Origin of the sequence: Marinobacter sp. MMG032 (assembly GCF_040112695.1) — a bacterium.
Lineage (GTDB): Bacteria > Pseudomonadota > Gammaproteobacteria > Pseudomonadales > Oleiphilaceae > Marinobacter > Marinobacter salsuginis.
Map to the genome: position 1 here is coordinate 2,795,680 of NZ_CP157802.1, position 18,384 is coordinate 2,814,063.

An 18,384-nucleotide genomic window follows, 5' to 3' on the forward strand; every position below is an offset into this window, starting at 1 on the left:
GTCTAACACGGCAGAATCAGAGGCTGTTCAGCCACTGCTCCATCTTGTCCATGGCCAGAACCAGTCTTGGACACGCCTGCTTGACAAAGTCGTCGCCCAGCTCCTGTTCGGCATAGTCAGTGCCGGCGAGGTGCAGGGATTCGGTTCCATCGAAGTCAACAAAGGCCAGTCGGGCCCCAAGATGATCCGGCACAAAGCCGAAGTCGCTGGCGGGCAGGATGGCAACGCCGGTGTTTTCCAGCAGAGCCTGGCAGAAGGCCTGGCTGGTTTTGATGTCTTTCCTGGCCAGTTGCTCCCGGAACCCGGAGAAGTCGGGGAACAGGTAGAACGCACCTTCCGGTTTCTGGACCACGGCGCCCATCTCGGTCAGGCGGCGATGCATGTACTCGCCCACAACCTTCAACACACGGCGGGACTGTTTCAGGTATTCATCAATGTCCTCACCGCCGTTGAACGCCGCTATCGCTGCGTGCTGGATTGGTGCGCTGGTGGCGGTATAGGTCTCGCTGGCGATGATCGCCATGGCGTCCTGCAGCGGCCTCAATTCCCGGGGGAAAATAAATGTGCCCAGGCGCCAGCCACCGGCACCGGCCCACTTGCTCAGACCCGTACTGATGATGGTGCCTTCGGGGTAATAGCGGGCGATGGATTTGTGCTTGCCCTCGAAATGCACTTCGCCGTAGATTTCGTCCGACAGCAGAATCAGCTTGTATTTGCGGGCCACGTTGGCGATGGCCAGCAGCTGGTCGTCGGTGTAGGTGCAACCCGTGGGGTTGGACGGGTAGTTCAGGATCAGGATCCGGGGCCGCGAGGGATCATCGCGACAGATGATATCCAGCTCTTCGGCGGTCAGTTGCCAGTTGTTTTCGGCATGGGTCGGAAGCCAGTGTACGGAGCGCCCGATGATCCGGGCTTGCGGCGCATAGGAAACCCAGCTCGGGCGGGGGATCAGGAGGTCCCCGTAGTAGGCCAGTTGAAGCATGAACAGCAGCTCCTTGGAACCCGGGCCGATGAGCACGTCCTCCCAGGTACAGTGCATGCGTTCGCTCCGGCGGATGTAACCGGCGATGGCCTCACGCAGGCCTTTGAGGCCCTTGACCGGCAGGTAGTCCTTTTCGTGGGCGTGCTCTTTCAGCGCCTCCACCACGCGATCGGGCACCGGGAAGGGGGATTGCCCCAGCCCGAGTTTGATAATGTCCTTGCCTTCGGATTTGAGGTGATTGCTCAGCTCATTGATGCGAAGGGTGGCTGAGGGCTGAATGCCCCGAACGTTCAGGTTGATCGCGTAACGGTGGTCGTTTTGGATGTCCATTGTCCCTGTCTGTTGGTTGGAAATGACCTCGTTAGTATAGAAAACCCAAACATAGGTGTGATGCCGCAGCGGATAGGTGATTGCCGCAGTTTGGCATCAGACTTTGGTCGCGGCTAACGGGATTTGATCCAGACTTCCACGCGCCCGTTGCGAGAGTTACCGCTGCCGCCCACTGGCATGTACTGGCCATAACCCGTGTAGGCAACATCCGGCACGTTCACTTCCTGCAGGGCCTTGCGGACCGACAGGGCCCGAAGCTCGGAGATCATCTGGGCTCGCAGTTCGTGGCTCTGGGTGTCGGCAAACCCGATCAATAACAGGTCATCAGCGGATCGACCGTTCTGGAGCAGGTACTGCTGAACCCGCAGCAGGTCGCGGCGCGCCTTGTTATCGAGCTTGGTTCGACCTTCGGAGAAGCGGAAATTGACGGTCAGACGATGGTAGTTACCGGTCAGTCGGCGAAAGCTCTCGGGCGTCGAGTCGTCGAACTCCGGCTTCACCGCGATGGGGTTCTGTGAAATGAACCCGGATTCGGCCACCAGTGCCTGCCCCTGCTGGCCGAGGGCGAATCCGATCAGGCCGGCGGAGAGCGGCGGGACATCACTTCCCGGCGTGTACATGAACAATCGACGTGACAGCGGGTAGTCCTCACTGGCGACGGTGAGCTGATTGGGGCGCAGAGCTGGCGCATTGCCTTCCGAGATGGCCAGCAGTTTGCTGTCTCGAACAGAGGCCAGGCCGGAGAAGCCGATGCCGGAGGGATCCCGGCTAACGTCATCGGATAGCTGGTCGTTGGATTCGTAGCGCCTGGCGGTGTTGTCCAGTTCGAACTCTTTCCCCAGTACCAGGGATTTGAAGGTGTCCCAGGTCCCGGAACGGTCGTCCCTGGCATAGAGTTGAATGGGGCGATCCGGGCCGCCCAGCTCTGACCAGTTCCGGATCTGTCCGGAGAATACCCGGCCCAGGGTCTCGATACTCATTTTACTGATGGGATTGGACGGATGAACCAGAATCGCCAGTCCATCGATGGCAATGACGTGCTCGCTCTCTGGCGCATTGAGGTCGGCCCTGGCACGAAATTGCTCGGCTTCCTGTGGTTTTACCGGCCGGGAAGAGGCCCAGATGTTGGCTTTGCCGGCGGCCAGGGTCTTGAAGCCGGTGCTTGAACCGTGCGCTGCCACCAGCACCTCCGTCGCCCGGTTGTTCACCGGTGCGCGTAGAACTTTTTCGTTCTCCACGCCCGTGCCCCTGGACGTAACCTGCCCGCCGCCGTGCTCTTCCAGGTAGCCGGTGACCAGCATGGGTGCCAGGGTAGCGCCGACGGTATTGGAACCATGAATTTCCAGATCATAGGCCTGGGCCTGGAACGCCATTATCGTTGGCAGTAGCAGCCCCGGCAGTTTTGAGGTCATCCGTGGAAATCGCGGCATTTTGATAAAAGCCTTTACCAGTCAGTTGGTTGGAGCCGAGAAGGATGCTTCAGGAATATGACAGTTGTGTTTCATCGGTCCCACACAATGGAGGTGCCCGGGCGGGGGTTGTAAAAAAATGTTAAGCAGTACGCGGAGAGCAAGGGCGCGCTGGCCTATAGTGAGTCATCCGCCGTAACAAAAATAAACACAGCGGGCAGAGGCTCATCCATGGATGCCATCACATCAGAAACGGGGCAGTCTGTTGCCTGCCCCACTCAGCCGCTTCCTCTGAACAAGGTGTTGCTGGTTGATGATCATGCCCTGTTTGCCCAGGGGTTGGCCGGTTTAATCCGGCAGGAGGGGCTGGCCGAATCTGTTATAACGGCCAGCTCGGTTGAGGTTGCCTCAGGTCTCCTGGCCCGCAAGGACGATTTTCAGCTTATCCTGCTCGATATTGCACTCCAGGGCGAGACGGGGCTGGCCTTGTTACCGAGACTGGCAGTCCACCGGGACCCACCTCCGGTGGTGATCATTTCAAGCAGTGAAGATGAGGCGACGGTGCGGGCAGCAAGGGCGGCCGGTGCCAGTGGTTTTCTGGCGAAATCTGCCGGTCGGTCGGCTCTTGTGAGTATGGTTCGGTCTGTGAGTCGTGGTGAGGGTTATTTCCCGGGCGGCCTGGAACCCGTGGCGCAGGATCTGGCGTTAACACCGCGGCAAATGGAGGTGCTTCTCCTCCTGGCGCAGGGCTTCCCCAATAAACGCATCTGCCAGAGTCTGAATCTGACCGAACACACGGTGAAAACCCATCTCAAGGCCATCTTCACCCAGCTTGGTGTTCATAACCGGACGGAGTGCGTGAATCTGGCTCGTGCCCGCGGGTGGCTGTGAGGGCCGCCGGTAGCCGCACCCAGAAAACCGAACCCCGGTCAGGCTCAGTGTTGACGCCACAGGTTCCCTGCATCAGGACAACGAACTCCTTTACGATGGTCAGGCCCAGACCCAGGCCGGGATAGTCTGTCTGGTTCTGGCCCCTGACGTAGGGTGAGAACAGGGAATCGCTCAGCTCGGGGGGCACTCCGGTTCCGTTATCCGAGACCTCCAGCTTAACTTGAGTATCTATCCTTCGTGCGGACAGGTTAATACGATTGCCGCCGCTATGTTGCATCGCATTGAACAGCAGATTCTGGAGCACCCGGGACAGCAGGGACGGATCTGCCATGACCTTGAGGTTGCCAGCGCCCTGGTCGATCTTCACTGTCACGTCACTGTTGCCCGATGAATCAGCCACGAGATCATTCAGATCCCGGAAAATCGTCGCCAGTGGGGTGGGCCGCATATCAGCCTGCACCATGCCTTCATTCAGTCTGGCGCTGTCAAAGACGGTGCCGAGAAGGCGGCGAAGATGTCGGACCATATCCTTCAACTGCCGGGTGGTGGAGCCGTCATGGGCAGGTGAAAGGTTCTCCAGCGTTATGTCGATCACGTTCAGGGGTTGGCGAAGGTCATGGCTGGCCGCGGTGATCAGTTCGGTTTTTCGCCGGCTTTCATCCCTGGTTGCCTGGTGCAGTCGATCCAGCAGTTGGCGATCCAGGAAGTGTGAACGGTGACGGTACTCGCTGGTCCAGGCGCCTACCATGCCTATGATGTTGGCTGTGGTCAGAAAGAACAGATTGGTGGCGAGGGCGGCGCCGGACATGCCATTTAACAGCTCGATCATCAGGTAGCCGATCACCAGCACCAGTGACACCAGGGACGCGCTGAAAAACGGCAGCCCCATGGCAAAGTATCCGAACATGAGCATGAGGATCATGCCCTCGTAGGGCAGGGGGTACCCAGCCTGTCGCGCCGCCGCGATGATCGCCACCACGCTCAGGCCGCCCATGAGATAGGCGAGGATATAGATGCGTTCAAAGTTGATGTCGGAAGGAACTGGACGGTAGGCGAGCCAGATCACAATGGCAATTACAGGGCAGGTAATCGCGAGCCGGATGGACACCGTGACCTGGGCCAGCTCGGCAGGGAGGGTCAGTGCATCCATCACCGCGTAGATCAAAAACAGGATCAGCCCGGCGATCGAGACTGGCCTGGCCCGATGCCTGATCAGGCCGGCCCGTGATCGCCGGAAGGCCTCTTCGAGGTCTGGCGTGAAGCGCAGGTTGCGGAATCCGGCGGCCTGCTGCTGTTCGATCTGCTCGGTCGTCATGGCCGTGTCCAGTATCGCGTAGGTCTCCGGATTGTATCTGGCACGGCCCACGTGTTCGGGAACCCGAGCACATTCTGGTCAGCCGTTGCCCAGCATTTTCAGTCGTGCCCAGGTTCTGTCTTGCGGCTGCGGGAAATGTCGCTCCAATAATGCCTCCCGCTGTTTCTCCAGATCAGCGTCAGCCAGTCCTGACGAGGCTTCCCGGTCCACCGCTTCCCGGAAGTCTTCGAAACGCTGGTCAAAGTGTTCCCGCTGCTTCAGGTAATTCACGACGCTCTCAACGCCTTGCTGGTTCACGCCCAGCTCGGCCAGTTGCCGTCCGGCTTCCTCGGGCGAAGACGCCGATTCGATGGCTGCAGTTCGGGCCTGCTGCTGCCGGCTGCTGGCATGCAGGTGTTGTTCCGTCGTTCTCAGTTGCTCCGGCAGCTGGTTGCGGTGCCATTGGACGAGCGCCTGTTTGCCCTGATCGCTGAGGTCCGTGCGTTGCTGGATGGCAAGGGTCGCCAGGGTGTATTCGCTGTAGGCCTCCTCGAGCCCGAAGAAAGCCCGATGGGCCTCGGAGCTGAACGTGGCAGACCGCAGCTGCTTGAGCTGTGCCAGGGCGTCGCCCAGCGCAGCCAGCTGATAGGCCGGCTCGCCTGCCCGGGCAGGATCGAGGCGCGCCTGCATGACCTGAAGGGATGCCTGCTTATAGGCAAGGTATTCGTCCAGCAACGCCATTGCTTGGGAAGAGGCTGGCTCTGGCAGGTGGGTCCGGGCCATCGCCTCGATCTGTTGGATGGCCGTCTCCGGAGCGACTTCGCCGACTGTGCTCAGGAAGTAATCAAAGAAGTCGCGGACCTGGAGGTTGATGACAAGCTCACCGTTGTCATCGGCGGTCAGCGCACCGTCGATTTCCGTGCCTGACAGTGAGGCGGCGAAGGGTTGCGGTCCGAGCGAATCGGGCGTCGTGGCAGGCTCAGACTCCTGACCGAGGTTTTCTAGGCCCCCTTGCTCGCCAGACTCCTGGGAAGGTCTTGTTGAGTCGGCCAGGGTGGCAGATTGCGTTGGCTTTGAAACCGCGCCGCTGGCTTGTGTCGGTGCGGTATCGTTGAGGCCGTACCAGAGACCACTGCCGGCCAGAATGGCCGACAGGGCACCGGGAAACAGCCATCGACGGGCTTCGATGGATGTCCGTTTCATGGTTACCTCACAGACCGCGGTTTTTAAGCCGGTTGGCCTGGGTGCGGTAAAGGGTGACCGGGTTGGTCCACAGAGAACGCGCACCCAGGAGGTGGTTGATGGCATCCACATGGTTCATGTCGTAGTGGGTGCCGATCACCCGGCCCATCATGGTGGAGCAGACGCCCACAAGACCATCGTTGGGCTCGCTGCCGAAAGCCAGGGCGGTCACGCCCAGGAAGGGGTCGGTAATGTCGAACACATTGGTCCACACGTCCCGTCCGGTCCAGGAAAAGAACTTGATGCGGTTGCCATTGATCCAGACATCTTCACTCGTGCCGGCGCAGCTATTCCTGTTGACGCCTTTCCAGCCAAGGGCGTCGTTGAGGCTGGTTGTTCCGGGTGTGGTGAGGGTCTCCAGGGCTGCCAGTCCGTTCTGCGGATTGTCCGCACCGGACAATGCATTCACCAGGTCCCCCAGGGCGTTGGCGATGGCATTGGCGCCGCCCTCGACGTAGCTGCCGGGTGGAAGGATTCCCCGTACCACATCGGCTACTTTGGAGCCCTTGTTGACGCCATCGATGGAGGTGATAGAGGCAATGCGGTGAGGAATCAGGGCTGCGGTTACCCGGGAGGTTGGCGCGCCCTGGCTATGGGCCATCAGGTTGACTTTGGAATGCCCGAGGCTGTTCACGTAGTTCGCCAGTTGCTGGCCCCGCTGTTCACTGCTGTTGACGAAAGAAACGCTGGCGGAATAGACCCGTGCGCCACTGCGCTCAAGATTCCAGGGGATGGTATGGAAATAGTTTACAAGACCGCCAATGGTGTTGAACCCGGTGACACCATGAACCAGAACGATCGGATGGCGGGTCTGGGTATAGCCGGCGAAGCTTGAGAAAGAGGCGGACAGCAAGGCCAGCCCCAGCAGAACTGCTGTGGTAAATCGAATACGCATGTGTGACTCCTGTTGTTTTTGTTGACGGCTGCATCAGGCAGCCGACGGTCGTCGATGCGTTGTCGATTATTGGTGTGGAAAGAACGATCAGGAATCGCCCAAATGGGTGAGGACAGGGAGGCTGCGTATTCAGGAAATCCTATGGGGTTCCAGTTCCATATGCTGGATGCGTTGGCCCAGCATGATGATACGCCCGGTATAGCGTTCCTCGCCGGTAGACGTGAAATCGAACAGGAAACGGCGCCACACGCGGATCTTTCCCTGGTCGTCGCGTTTGAACCAGAGACCACGGAGGAATACCGCATCATCCAGCAGCATCACGTCCATGCTTTTGCAGTAGCGATGCGCCGCCTGGAGCACGAAATCCTTGATGGCTTTGGCACGCCACCAGTACCAGACAGCGAATCCGGCCACGAACAGCCAGAACAGGGTTCCAAGAGTCACGGTTTCAGCGATCTTCCACGGTTGTTCAGAGGGTTGATCGCCAGCCTACCCTATTGTGTCGGCTCGGGGAATCGCTTACCGCTCTCCGATACGGGTGCGGGTAACAGTCGATCAACCAGCATCTGCAGGAAATGGCTGGTCAGCAGCTGGGCCTGATCCACGTTATTGCCCAGGTGTTCGGATTCTTCCCGGGCGTTTTCACTGCTCTCGACCGAGCGGTTACCCAGCTCCAGCAGTCGTGCCGCCTGACGTTCCACCTGGACACTCAATGCGGCCTGTTGCTCGGTGGCACCTGCCACTTCGTGGGTGCAAGTGGTAATGACATCGACATCTTTCAGTGTTGCCTCCAGGGTTTCACTGGCTTCACTGGCGATGCCCGCCGTCTGCTGGCAGCAGTGGGTGCCGCTGTTGATCACCTCGACCACTTCGTGGGTTTCGGTTTGCAGAGCGCCGATCATCTCTTCGATTTTTCGGGTAGATTCGTGGGTTCTCTGGGCCAGGCCCCGCACCTCATCGGCAACGACGGCAAAGCCGCGTCCTGACTCGCCAGCGCGGGCGGCCTCGATGGCGGCATTCAATGCCAGAAGATTGGTCTGTTCGGCGATGTCCGAGATCACGTCCAGAACCATGCCGATGGCGTCGCTCTTTTCAGACAGCGTCTTCATGCGTCCATTGGCAACGGCGAGCTGCTCCTTCAAATCCGACAATGACTGGTTCATGGAGGTCATCTGACCACGACACTGGCCCGCTGACTGGCGGGCATCGTCGGTTGCCTCGTAAGTACGGGCGGTCAGCTCACTGACCCGACGAACGCTCTCTGCCAGTTCCTCGAAGGCCCGGGTTATGTCCTGGATATCATCCTGTTGGCTGCGAATGCTGGCCACCGAGTTGGCGACCCACTCCACGGTTCGCTGCTTCCGGCCATGTAGCTTGCCGACATTGGCATGCATGCGAGCCGAAACCGCTCTGAGTACCGCGTCCCGTTTCTGACGATCGAATTCGATCCACGCACCCTCATCCCGACGGCCGGTATAGACCCAGGGCATCGCGGGATGCGCTTCGCAGCAGGCGGCTCTGGCGCTGCGCATCATCGGGAGCGTCAGCCAGAAAAATACAATGAATACCGACAACACGAGCCCCTGCAACAACAGCAGGTGAGGCAGCGTCAGCTCGGACAGGCCGAACCAGGCAAGCGCAAAAGCGAGCAGTCCATAGAGGCAGCCGATTTTCAGTGACAATGGTGGGCTGATCGCCAGGTATCGGCGTGGCACCTTGCCCCGGTTCCAGGCTGCATACAGCTTTTCGGCCCGGGCGACCTGGTCTGGCCGGGGACGGGTGCGAACCGACTGGAATTCAACAATTTCGCCATCTTTGCGTATGGGGGTGACAAAGGCGTCCACTGTGTAGCCGGCCACTTCGGCGAACTCTTCATTGGCGGCGGTGATCTTGCCGCGAAGGTCGGTGGTGGTGATCAGGTGATAGTGGTCCGGGTATCCCCGTTCTTTTTGGCTGACGGGTTCGTTGATTCGCATGAAGTATTCTGGGTCTCTTCCGTTTTGTGTGGAACATTAGCTTGCAACCATTCTCTGTAATGGCGTCTGGAACGGGTTTGCTGGCAGATGCTTGAGCTTGCCGGCAATCAGAAAGCAGATGGCAATGAAGTGGCTCGCCGTGCCGTAGCCGCGCGCACGGGCCTTGGCCGCCTGGATCAGGCTGTTCATGGCTTCGACATAACCATTGCTCAAGCCGCTTTCAAAGCCCTGTAGGACTCCGGCCCAGTGTCGCTTGAGGGTGGCAGCTAGTTGTTTCATCGGTTCCAACCGACAGCGTCTGGCCCAGGAGTGCCATCGCTTCAGTAACCCTTCCGCTTGTTCACGACCAGGCTTGGCCTGGAAGATGTCACGCAAGGCCTCTTTGATGCGCCAGGCACGAGCGGTCTTCAGGTTGGAGCGGGTCAGGTCGTAGACGGCCTCATCCTGCTTTTTGCTCCAGCGGGCCATGTCCGTGAGCCAGGCCCATTTGGTTCGCTTCAGGCGGGCGTCGTGGCGTACTTCAGACTTGCGCACGGCATCCACAGCCTGATTTGCCAGCTGAATGATATGGAACCGGTCAAAGGTGATTTCGGCGTTGGGCAGGTGCTGCCCCAGGCCGCTGATGTAGGCTTTAGACATATCGATGCTGGCGTGCCGGATCTGATCAGCCTTGCCCTGATGGCTTGCAAGATCCTCAGAGAATCCTTTCAGAGTCTGGGCGTCACGACCGGGCGTTGCAAAGATGAGTCGGCGCTCGGCCAGGTCATGCACCAGCGTGATGTAGTGATGGCCACGCCGACAGGCGGTCTCATCGACCCCGATGGTGGTCACGGTGCTGTAGTCTTCACGAGCTTGTGCCTGGGTGACATGGTGGTCCAGTACCCGCCAAAGGGCCCTGTCATCAGTCCTCAGCTGCCTTGCCGTGGTCGATACCGGCATGGCCTTGGCCAACGTGAGCGCAAAGGCTTCGAATAGCAGGGTGAAACGGCTGCCCGGGCGAGCCCAGGGTACTTCCACCTGAGTGGTCTTCTTGCAGCCGCCGCAGCGCACCCGGGGCACCTCGGCATGGACATAGGCGGCAAACTGGAAGAAGTCCAAATGCCGCCAAGTTCGCGGTTTCCGGTCGTGAATAGGCTGATCAGCTCGCCCACAACCAGGACACGGTAATTGCTTCGCCTCACAGGAGACCCGGAAATCGATACGCTGGGCCTTTGGGTCAAAATCGATGTCATCGACAGCCCATGGTGACGTCAGACCCAAGGCTTGTGTGAACAAGAGTTCCGGATTCATAGAGATGTTCGCTGGAGGTCAGAAGATATCAGGGAGTATGGCTCAAAAAGGCGTTAGCTGGCGACCGATTCCACACGAAATGGAAGAGAGCCAGTATTCTTGCCTCGGTATCGGTTCTTGTCACGTTGACTAACTATCGGCCGCCTTCTGTCTGTTCGATATCCGGTTATTGCAAAAATTGAACGTTTCTTCATGTTTTCTCCTGCTTTGGTCGTAGCAATTGTGTTTTTGCAATATGTGGCTAGGTTGGCGACAGATACTGATTATGCTGGTGACTGCAACTGGTCTGACCAGGTTCAGGGCTGCACGAAGGGAGTGAGCAGTGCATGCAGGTATTACAACAACAAGATTTCAGGGCGCTGGTGGATAACCACCCCAGGGCAATCATGCTGTCGACGACGGAGCCCAGAATTGCCTATGTGAATCGGATGTTCCGGTCTGTAACCGGGTACCAGGCGGAGGAGGTGGTTGGTCAGGCGCCGTCGATGCTCAGCTCCGGGCTTCATTCGCCGGAGTTCTATGAGGCCATGTGGAAAAGCCTGAGTGATTACGGGCGTTGGGAAGGGGTGATCTGGAATCGTCGCAAGAATGGCGAGACTTACCCCCAATGGTTGACGATTTATCCTGTGCACCGGGAGGGGCGACAGTTCTTTGCCGGTGTCTTTACCGATGTTGGCGACATTGCTGCCGGCGATGAACGTCTGGCCTCGCTGGCCTATTACGATCCGCTGACGGAGCTGCCCAACCGTTCGCTGTTCCAGGAGTTTCTAAAAGCTCGTGTGGCTCAGCGGGAGCGTGACGGCGGATGTTTTGCGGTGCTGTACGTCGACCTCGATTTCTTCAAGTCTATTAACGACTTGCACGGACATGAATGTGGCGATCAGGTGCTGCAGCAGGCTGCCCAGTGTATAAAGAGCGTTCTGCGAAAGGGCGATGTGGTTGCACGGCTTTCCGGCGATGAGTTCGCGGTTATCATCGAACTGCAGAATGATGAGGACCTGGAGAGTGTATGTCAGCGCATGACGCAGATTTTCCAGGCGCCGATCATCGTAGGTGCGCGGGAGTACTTTCTGTCGGCATCGGTTGGCGCTGCCGTCTACCCGGGTCATGGCCGAACCGGTGCTGAGCTGTTGCAAAATGCAGATCGGGCAATGTACTCGGCCAAGATGGCGGGGCGGTCCTGCTACCGGATTTACAGTGCTGTGGATACCGAAAGGGGGCGGTACAGGCAGCGTCTTTCCGAGGCGTTGATCGCATCGGTGAAGACCGCCCCAGAGGAATTCAGTGTGGTCTATCAACCCCAGTACCACCTCGCGACTGGTGAGGTCGCTGTGGTGGAGGCGCTGCTGCGCTGGAATCATCCGGAATTCGGCCCGGTATCACCGGGGGATTTTGTTGCCATTGCCGAACAGCGGGGCCACATCCATGAGCTGACCGAACATCTGGTGCGGTGTGTGTTAGCCGATCTCTCAGACAAGACGGCAACGTTACCTGAAGGGCTCGGCCTGGCGATCAATATTTCGGCGCGTCAGATTACCGATTCCCGGTTGGAGGCCTTGCTGACGCCGCTGTTTGAACGCATTCGTGGTGTGGGTTGGGTACCGGAAATCGAGATAACCGAAACCCATCTGATGAATTTGTCGCGACAATGTCTGAACCGGCTGCAGGAATTCGGCGAGCAGGGCGTGGTGGTTGCGATCGACGATTTCGGGACCGGCTACTCTTCTCTCGCCTATTTGCATGCGCTTCCTGTGCAAGTCTTGAAGATTGATCGTCAGTTTATATGGCGTCTTGGCGGAAAATCCCGCGATTCCCGAATCGTCTCTGCGATCCTTGGAATTGCCGAGGCCCTCGATCTGGAAGTGGTTGCCGAAGGTATCGAGACCGAGGAGCAGCACAACAAACTGCGGGAGTTGAACTGCCACCGTGGGCAGGGTTTCCTGATGGCCAGGCCAGCGCCCTGGCAGGAACTGATTCCCTTATTTTTTGATCGAAATCAAGATTAGGTCAGTTCGATGCCTTTCCACGGGCATTTTGCAAGATTTGGCTAGGTCGGATACCCCGATTGTTTTAATAAGGGGCAAACTCTCATCCCGGATCTCTATGCCAAATACTGCGCCAGAACTGGAACTCGATGCCTATCTTCGACTTAATCGTGCCTCCATCGCTGAGTGGCTGGCCGCGATTCGCGAGTTGTCCGGGTGTGATGACATCGACTGCTCCCTGTTTGAGGGCAGTGGCCACCAGGTAGGTGCCTTGTCGACGCTGACCACCGAGCGTGGCCGCCTGATCTGTCTGTATGCAGCGGAGGGCATGGAAATTACAGGCTGCCGGGCGACTGAGCCTGTTTTCCTGTTACCGAGGGCCGGCAACCCCGAGATCGCAACACGTGATGAACCCTGGCAATACCTGAGCGGGCTGGTCCTGGCATGGCCGGGAGACCGGTTTCGATTGCGTCTGACGCCGAGATCGAGGGTATTGATTGTCAGGCTGGAACCGGACTTTTCGGCCCCGGTTGTTCCCGATGCAAGTGACGTCTGTCTGTCAAACTACGAAGAGCTCATCACCTGCTATCTTCATCGGGCACCCTTCTTTCGGGATGATTCGGATGCCATCAGGCTCACGAATGAGCTTTTCTGCAACCTGACACGTCCCCCGGTGAAATCGGATTTTACCTGTCAGTGCCCGAAACTCGATCGTCGGTTACTCCGGGCCATCGAAAAAATCAGATACGAGCCGGGCTGGGACTTCAACCTTCAGGAACTGGCCAGCCATTCCGGCGTCAGCGAACGTAACCTCTACTATCTGATGAAACGGGAAACCGGTATGACACCTTACCGGTTGTACCAGCGAAACCGGCTGCTAAGGGTGCGTCAGCGTCTGGTGGACTGCCAGTGCGACGTGCCGCACATCTCATGGTATGCCGCCGATGCAGGTTTTTCCCACCTGGGGCGGTTCGCGGCCCTGTACCGGGAACACTTCGGGGAATTGCCCAGCGAAACGGTTCAATGGCGGCGAAACCTTCAGGGCAGTGGAGCTGGCAAACCGATTGTGGAAGAGCCGGACCTGTTGATGTCCTGAGGTGATTCACAAAAAAGCCCGGCTCACGTTGCCGTGGCCGGGCCTGATGCCTTACTCCGGGTCAGTGGGCGGGGGCCGATTTACCCTCGGATTCGGACCCGTTGCCGTACTCATCGGAGGCTGAACCGTGATGATCACGGCCCAGCAGGATGTAGAACGCCGGCAACACAAAGATGGTGAACAGGGTGCCGATACCAAGACCTGCGCTGATCGTCAGGCCGATGGCGAAGCGGCTTTCCGCGCCCGGGCCAATGGCAATCAGCAGCGGCACCATGGCAAAGATCAGCGCCAGGGACGTCATGATGATTGGCCGCAGGCGAATCGCCGCCGCCTCGATCACCGCATCCACCTTGTTAAGTCCGCGTTCCTTCTGCAACTGGTTGGCAAACTCGACAATCAGGATGCCGTTCTTGGAGACCACCCCGATCAGCGTTATCAGCCCCACCTGGGTGTAGATGTTCATGGTGGCAAAGCCGAGCACGATGAACGCCATGGCGCCGGCAACCGACATGGGCACCGAGACCAGGATGATGAACGGATCCCGCCAGCTTTCGAACTGGGCCGCCAGCACCAGGTAAATCACCAGAAGCGACAGGAAGAAGGTCACCATCAGGGCGCTACCCTGGGTCGCCAACTGTCGGCTCTGACCGGTGTAGTCATAGCTGAAGCCCTGGGGGAAAACCTCAGCAGCGGTCTGCTCCATGAAGTCCATGGCAGTGCCGGCGGCAATCCCCGGCATAACCACGCCCTGGAGTGTCAGGGAGTTCTGCTGGTTGAACTGGGTCCGGTTGGACGGTTCAACATCCTGGCTGAAGCTCACCACGCTGCCCAGTGGCACCAGTTCGCCGTTGTCGGCACGAATGTAGTACTCATTGAGCGCCTGGGCGTCCAGCCGGAACTGCTGGTCAACCTGTGGAATCACCTGGTAGGAACGACCTTCCATGCTGAACCGGTTGATGTATCCGCCGCCCAGCATGCTCGACAGGCTCTGGCCGACGTCCTGCATGGACAGGCCCAGGTCGGCGACCCGGTCCCGGTCAACGTTGATCCGGGTAATTGGGCGATCGAAGTTGATGGACTTCTGCAGGAACATGAAGTTGCCGCTGCCCATGGCTTTGCCCAGCAGCTCATCCGCAACCTGATCCAGCTGCTCATAGCTGCTGCCGGTGGTAATCACGAACTGGAACGGCAGGCCACCGCCGGATCCGGGCAGTGAGGGCCGCGGGAACACCGCGGTTTGCAGTCCGGTGACATTCTTGAGCTCGGCATCCAGCTTCGGCTGTGCTTCAAACTGACTGATCTCCCGCTCACTCCAGGGCGCCAGCTTGAAGCCACCGAAGACCGCATTGGGCCCGGTAATACCGATGATCATGAAGTCCTCGTTGTAGCCCGGGACCGTCGACATCCGCTCCTGGATTTCATCACCGTGCTCCAGCAGGTAATCCAGGGTGGAGGTCTGGGGGCCAAGCCCCTGATAGAAGAGAATGCCCTGATCCTCGGTAGGGGCGAGCTCATTCTGGCTCATGGAGACCATGAAGTAGATGGAGCCGAGTACAACGACGGCGAAGAAGACCACCACCGATTTGGTCTGCATCAGTGAGCTCAAAGCAGACTTGTAGCTTGCCGCCAGGCCGTTGAAGGTTTTCTCAACTACCTGCTCGAATCTGCCGGGGTTGCCGTGGGGCTTCAGGACCTTGCCCGACAGCATGGGAGAGAGCGTCAGGGCAACAATGCCGGAAATAACCACGGTCCCTGCCAGCGTGAACGCAAACTCGGTGAAGAGCGAGCCGACCAGCCCGCCCATGAAGCCAATGGGTGCATAGACGGCCACCAGCGTTGTGGTCATGGCGATGATAGGCACCGCCATTTCACGAGCACCATTTATGGCCGCATCGAAGCGCGATTCGCCATGTTCGATGTGTCGGTGTACGTTCTCCACCATGATGATGGCGTCATCCACCACCAGGCCGATGGCCAGTACCATGGAGAGCAGGGTGAGCAGGTTCAGCGAGAAACCGAACATCAGCATGATGAAGGCGCCGCCGATCAATGAGAGCGGGACCGCAACCGATGGCACCACAGAGGCCCGAACCGAACCAAGACAGAGGAACACCACCACCAGAACGATGATCATGGCTTCCAGCAGTGTCTGGATAACCTCGTTGATGGAATCCTCGATAAAGTCAGAGGCATCGTACGCCAGGCGCACATCCAGCCCGGAAGGCAGCTGGCTTTCGATATCAGGCAGCTCGTCCTTCACCAGGCCGGCGACCGTTAGGGGGTTGGCCCCGGGAGCCAGTTCAATGGCGACGTAAGTGGCCGGCTGGCCTTTGTACAGGGCCAGTTGATCGTAGGTTTCAGAACCCAGCTCAACCCGGGCGATGTCCTGCAGGCGGATCTGGGTGCCATTGGATTGCTTGACCACCAGATTGCGGAACGCATCCGGATCACCCACATCAGTGTCGCTGGTCATACTGATTTCGGTGTAGGTGCCCTTGGTGTTACCGACGGCAGCCTGGTAGTTATTGGCCCTGAGTCTGGCCACCACCTCCTGGGGTGTCATGTCCACCGCCGCCAGGCGTTCCGGATCCAGCCAAACCCGCAGGGCGAATTTGCGGCCCAGCAGTTCCGCTTTGCCCACTCCGGAGAGCGCCTGGAGTCTGGGCTGGACCACACGGGTGAGGTAATCGGTGATCTGGGGTACGGCCAGCTCGTTACTGTAAAAGGCAATGTACATCAGCGCCGTCGAATCACCGGTGGTGGAGGTGATCACCGGATCCTGAGCTTCGGCCGGCAGGACGTTTCGCTGGCTTGCCACCTTGGCCTGTATTTCCGCCAGGGCCGCGTTGGCGTCATAGTTAAGCACCATCTTTGCTTCGATGGTGGAGGTGCCCTGAGAACTGGTGGATGTCAGATAGTCGATGCCACTGGCTTCAGCGATGGCCTGCTGCAGCGGTGTGGTGATAAAGCCCTTGATCAGGTCTGAGCTGGCACCGGGATAGGCGGTAGTGACGGTTACCGTCGTGCTTTCGAGCTCGGGGTACTGGCGGATCTCCATCTCCATGGCCGCCCGGGCGCCCAGGAGCAGGATCAGCAGGCTGACCACCGTCGCCAGGACGGGACGGTGGATAAATATGTCGGTGAAGCGCATTACTCAGACGCCCCCTGCTTCTGGTCTTCTTCCTTTATGGCCACCTGCTGGCCAGCGCGCAGACGCAGCAAACCCTTCTCGACGACGGTTTCGCCGGCTTCAAGGCCGGACAGAACGGCAACACGGGTGTTACGGGTTTCGCCGGTGGTTACCGTGCGGCGGTTAACGACCAGATTGCCCTCGTCGTTCTCCTCAACCACAAACACGAAATCGCCATAGGTGTTGTAGGAGATTGCAGTGCGTGGCACGGTCACAACCTCGTTGTCTTCCGGCTGCTGTGTCAGGACGGTGGCAAACATGCCGGGGCGCAGCAAGTTATCCGGGTTGGAGAGCGTGGCGCGGACACGGACAGTCCGGGTTTCCGGGTTGACCGAGGTGTTGATGGCACTGACGGACCCTTCAAAATCCTGCTCCGGAACGGCAGCGACGGTGGCGACTACCGGATAGCTGGTCTTCACGTTCGGCAGGTTTTTCTCGGAAAGGGTATAGTCGACGTAGATCGGATCCAGCATGTTGATCTCGACAATCGGAGTGCCGGTGGCAATGTACTCACCCTGGTCGACCATCCGGATACCCAGCGTGCCATCAAAGGGCGCCCGAATGATTTTTTTGCTCAGTTGTGCTTCGGCTTCATTCACCCTTGCGCGGGCCGCGTCGAAATTGGCCTTGGCTTCATCGTACTGGGACTGGGACACTGCGCGCTTGGGGAGCAGGTCGGACACCCGCTTGAACTCCTGCTCGGCCAACTGTGCCTCGGCGCGACGTGTGCGCAGGGCGGCTTCATCGATTGCTGAATCAATCCGGATCAATACATCACCACGGCTAACCTGGTCACCGGATTCGAAATTGATGGTCTCAATGACGCCGGGCACTTCGTTGGCCACCTGGATGCCGTTGATGGCTTCAACACTGCCGACAGCCTTGATGGCGGGCGTCCAGGCTTCTTTCTGGGCCTCAACCGCGGAAATCTGGGCGGGTGGCTGAGGCTGGGACATCTGCTCTTGCATCTGGCCAAACTGGTAGAACTTGTAGCCGAAGATGCCTCCGAGCACTACGCCGAGAAAAATAATGACGATTATAAAGCGGGAAGCAGTGCGCATGGTTCGGGTCCTGGGGATCTGTGTCAGATTTTGGGAAGCATAGCATCCTACAAAATCAGGGTCGCTATTGTCACTGGGTTGTAAGTATTTCTATCTAGACTCCGGGTTTGCCGGATTTGACAAGCATCAAGGCTGTCTGGGTGTTTTCATGAGGGGCGGCTTTCCCTGCAGGGTGCTGGTAATGTAGCTCGCGTCGATGACAGAATTACGACGGTATTCAGGGTGAGGATCAATAATGCAGTGGATTCTGGGGCTTGCGTTGGCAGCCGCCGTTTTTGTGATTCTGAAACAGTGGGGCGCGTTGTCCGCGGAAAAGAAAAAGGCGGCCACCTGGAAGGTGATCCTCGTGGTCGGTGGAGCCTTGCTGGTGTTCATGGTCCTGACCGGACGCGTGCATGTGCTCACAGCGGCAGTTGCGGCTGTGATTCCCCTCTTGCGCAAGCTTCCCGCCTTGTTGAAATTTGCTCCGGAAATCAACCGGTTCATGGGGAGGAAGCCGGGGCAAGAAAGCCGTGAGCAGGCGAGTGATCATTCTGGCTCGGGCACGGATCTGGCTGGGCAGATGTCAGAACGAGAGGCCTGCGATATTCTCGGGGTAAAAGCCGGCTGCTCTGAAGAGGAAATCGTGATGGCGCATCGCCGGCTCATGCAGAAACTTCACCCCGACCGGGGCGGAAACGATTACCTGGCAGCCAAACTGAACGAAGCCAAACAGGTACTTCTCGGCAAGCGACAGGCCTGAT

14 protein-coding genes are annotated in these 18,384 nt (G+C 58.7%); 4 read left to right on the plus strand and 10 right to left on the minus strand.

Going from position 1 to position 18,384, the window contains the following annotated elements; translation table 11 throughout:
- Positions 1-16: 16 nt before the first annotated feature.
- Complete coding sequence (locus tag ABNF92_RS12780) at positions 17-1,312, minus strand: aminotransferase class I/II-fold pyridoxal phosphate-dependent enzyme (protein ID WP_209399811.1); 1,296 nt, start codon at positions 1,310-1,312, stop codon at positions 17-19.
- Between the two features lie 113 nt (positions 1,313-1,425).
- Positions 1,426-2,724 (minus strand): substrate-binding domain-containing protein, encoded by a 1,299-nt coding sequence (locus ABNF92_RS12785; RefSeq protein ID WP_349342341.1) that lies wholly within the window; start codon positions 2,722-2,724, stop codon positions 1,426-1,428.
- Positions 2,725-2,952: 228 nt separating this feature from the next.
- On the opposite strand from ABNF92_RS12785, the gene ABNF92_RS12790 reads away from it, so the two are divergent.
- A complete protein-coding gene (locus tag ABNF92_RS12790) occupies positions 2,953-3,612 on the plus strand; it encodes a response regulator transcription factor (protein ID WP_349342342.1) in 660 nt (219 codons plus the stop codon).
- Here the strand turns inward: ABNF92_RS12790 and ABNF92_RS12795 are convergent.
- From ABNF92_RS12795 to ABNF92_RS12820, 6 genes are all read right to left on the minus strand, one after another.
- Positions 3,545-4,978 (minus strand): HAMP domain-containing sensor histidine kinase, encoded by a 1,434-nt coding sequence (locus tag ABNF92_RS12795; protein WP_349342343.1) that lies wholly within the window; start codon positions 4,976-4,978, stop codon positions 3,545-3,547. The two genes, ABNF92_RS12790 and ABNF92_RS12795, sit on opposite strands and share 68 nt — an antisense overlap.
- Positions 4,979-5,005: 27 nt before the next feature.
- On the minus strand, positions 5,006-6,109 hold the full coding sequence (locus tag ABNF92_RS12800) for a lipase secretion chaperone (RefSeq protein ID WP_349342344.1): 1,104 nt from the start codon (positions 6,107-6,109) through the stop codon (positions 5,006-5,008).
- A 7-nt stretch (positions 6,110-6,116) separates the two neighbouring features.
- Positions 6,117-7,043, minus strand: coding sequence for an alpha/beta fold hydrolase (locus ABNF92_RS12805; protein ID WP_349342345.1), 927 nt, complete (start codon positions 7,041-7,043; stop codon positions 6,117-6,119).
- Positions 7,044-7,172: 129 nt separating this feature from the next.
- A complete protein-coding gene (locus tag ABNF92_RS12810) occupies positions 7,173-7,487 on the minus strand; it encodes a DUF3301 domain-containing protein (RefSeq protein ID WP_349342346.1) in 315 nt (104 codons plus the stop codon).
- 50 nt (positions 7,488-7,537) lie between these two features.
- Positions 7,538-9,019, minus strand: coding sequence for a methyl-accepting chemotaxis protein (locus tag ABNF92_RS12815; RefSeq protein WP_349342347.1), 1,482 nt, complete (start codon positions 9,017-9,019; stop codon positions 7,538-7,540).
- Positions 9,020-9,055: 36 nt separating this feature from the next.
- A complete protein-coding gene (locus tag ABNF92_RS12820; protein ID WP_349342348.1) occupies positions 9,056-10,309 on the minus strand; it encodes an ISL3 family transposase in 1,254 nt (417 codons plus the stop codon).
- Between the two features lie 326 nt (positions 10,310-10,635).
- On the opposite strand from ABNF92_RS12820, the gene ABNF92_RS12825 reads away from it, so the two are divergent.
- Together ABNF92_RS12825 and ABNF92_RS12830 are read left to right on the plus strand one after the other, a co-directional pair.
- Positions 10,636-12,315: an EAL domain-containing protein gene (locus tag ABNF92_RS12825; RefSeq protein WP_349342349.1), complete on the plus strand. Its 1,680-nt coding sequence runs from the start codon at positions 10,636-10,638 to the stop codon at positions 12,313-12,315.
- A 97-nt stretch (positions 12,316-12,412) separates the two neighbouring features.
- Positions 12,413-13,390: a helix-turn-helix domain-containing protein gene (locus tag ABNF92_RS12830; protein ID WP_349342350.1), complete on the plus strand. Its 978-nt coding sequence runs from the start codon at positions 12,413-12,415 to the stop codon at positions 13,388-13,390.
- Positions 13,391-13,451: 61 nt separating this feature from the next.
- Here the strand turns inward: ABNF92_RS12830 and ABNF92_RS12835 are convergent, their stop codons facing one another.
- Positions 13,452-16,541 carry an efflux RND transporter permease subunit gene (locus ABNF92_RS12835; RefSeq protein WP_349342351.1) on the minus strand — a complete coding sequence of 1,030 codons (3,090 nt, stop codon included), beginning with the start codon at positions 16,539-16,541 and terminating at the stop codon, positions 13,452-13,454.
- A complete protein-coding gene (locus ABNF92_RS12840) occupies positions 16,541-17,641 on the minus strand; it encodes an efflux RND transporter periplasmic adaptor subunit (protein ID WP_349342352.1) in 1,101 nt (366 codons plus the stop codon). The genes ABNF92_RS12835 and ABNF92_RS12840 overlap by 1 nt, the downstream gene beginning before the upstream one ends.
- 235 nt (positions 17,642-17,876) lie before the next feature.
- On the opposite strand from ABNF92_RS12840, the gene ABNF92_RS12845 reads away from it, so the two are divergent.
- Positions 17,877-18,383 carry a DnaJ domain-containing protein gene (locus ABNF92_RS12845; protein WP_069182053.1) on the plus strand — a complete coding sequence of 169 codons (507 nt, stop codon included), beginning with the start codon at positions 17,877-17,879 and terminating at the stop codon, positions 18,381-18,383.
- Position 18,384 lies beyond the last annotated feature (1 nt).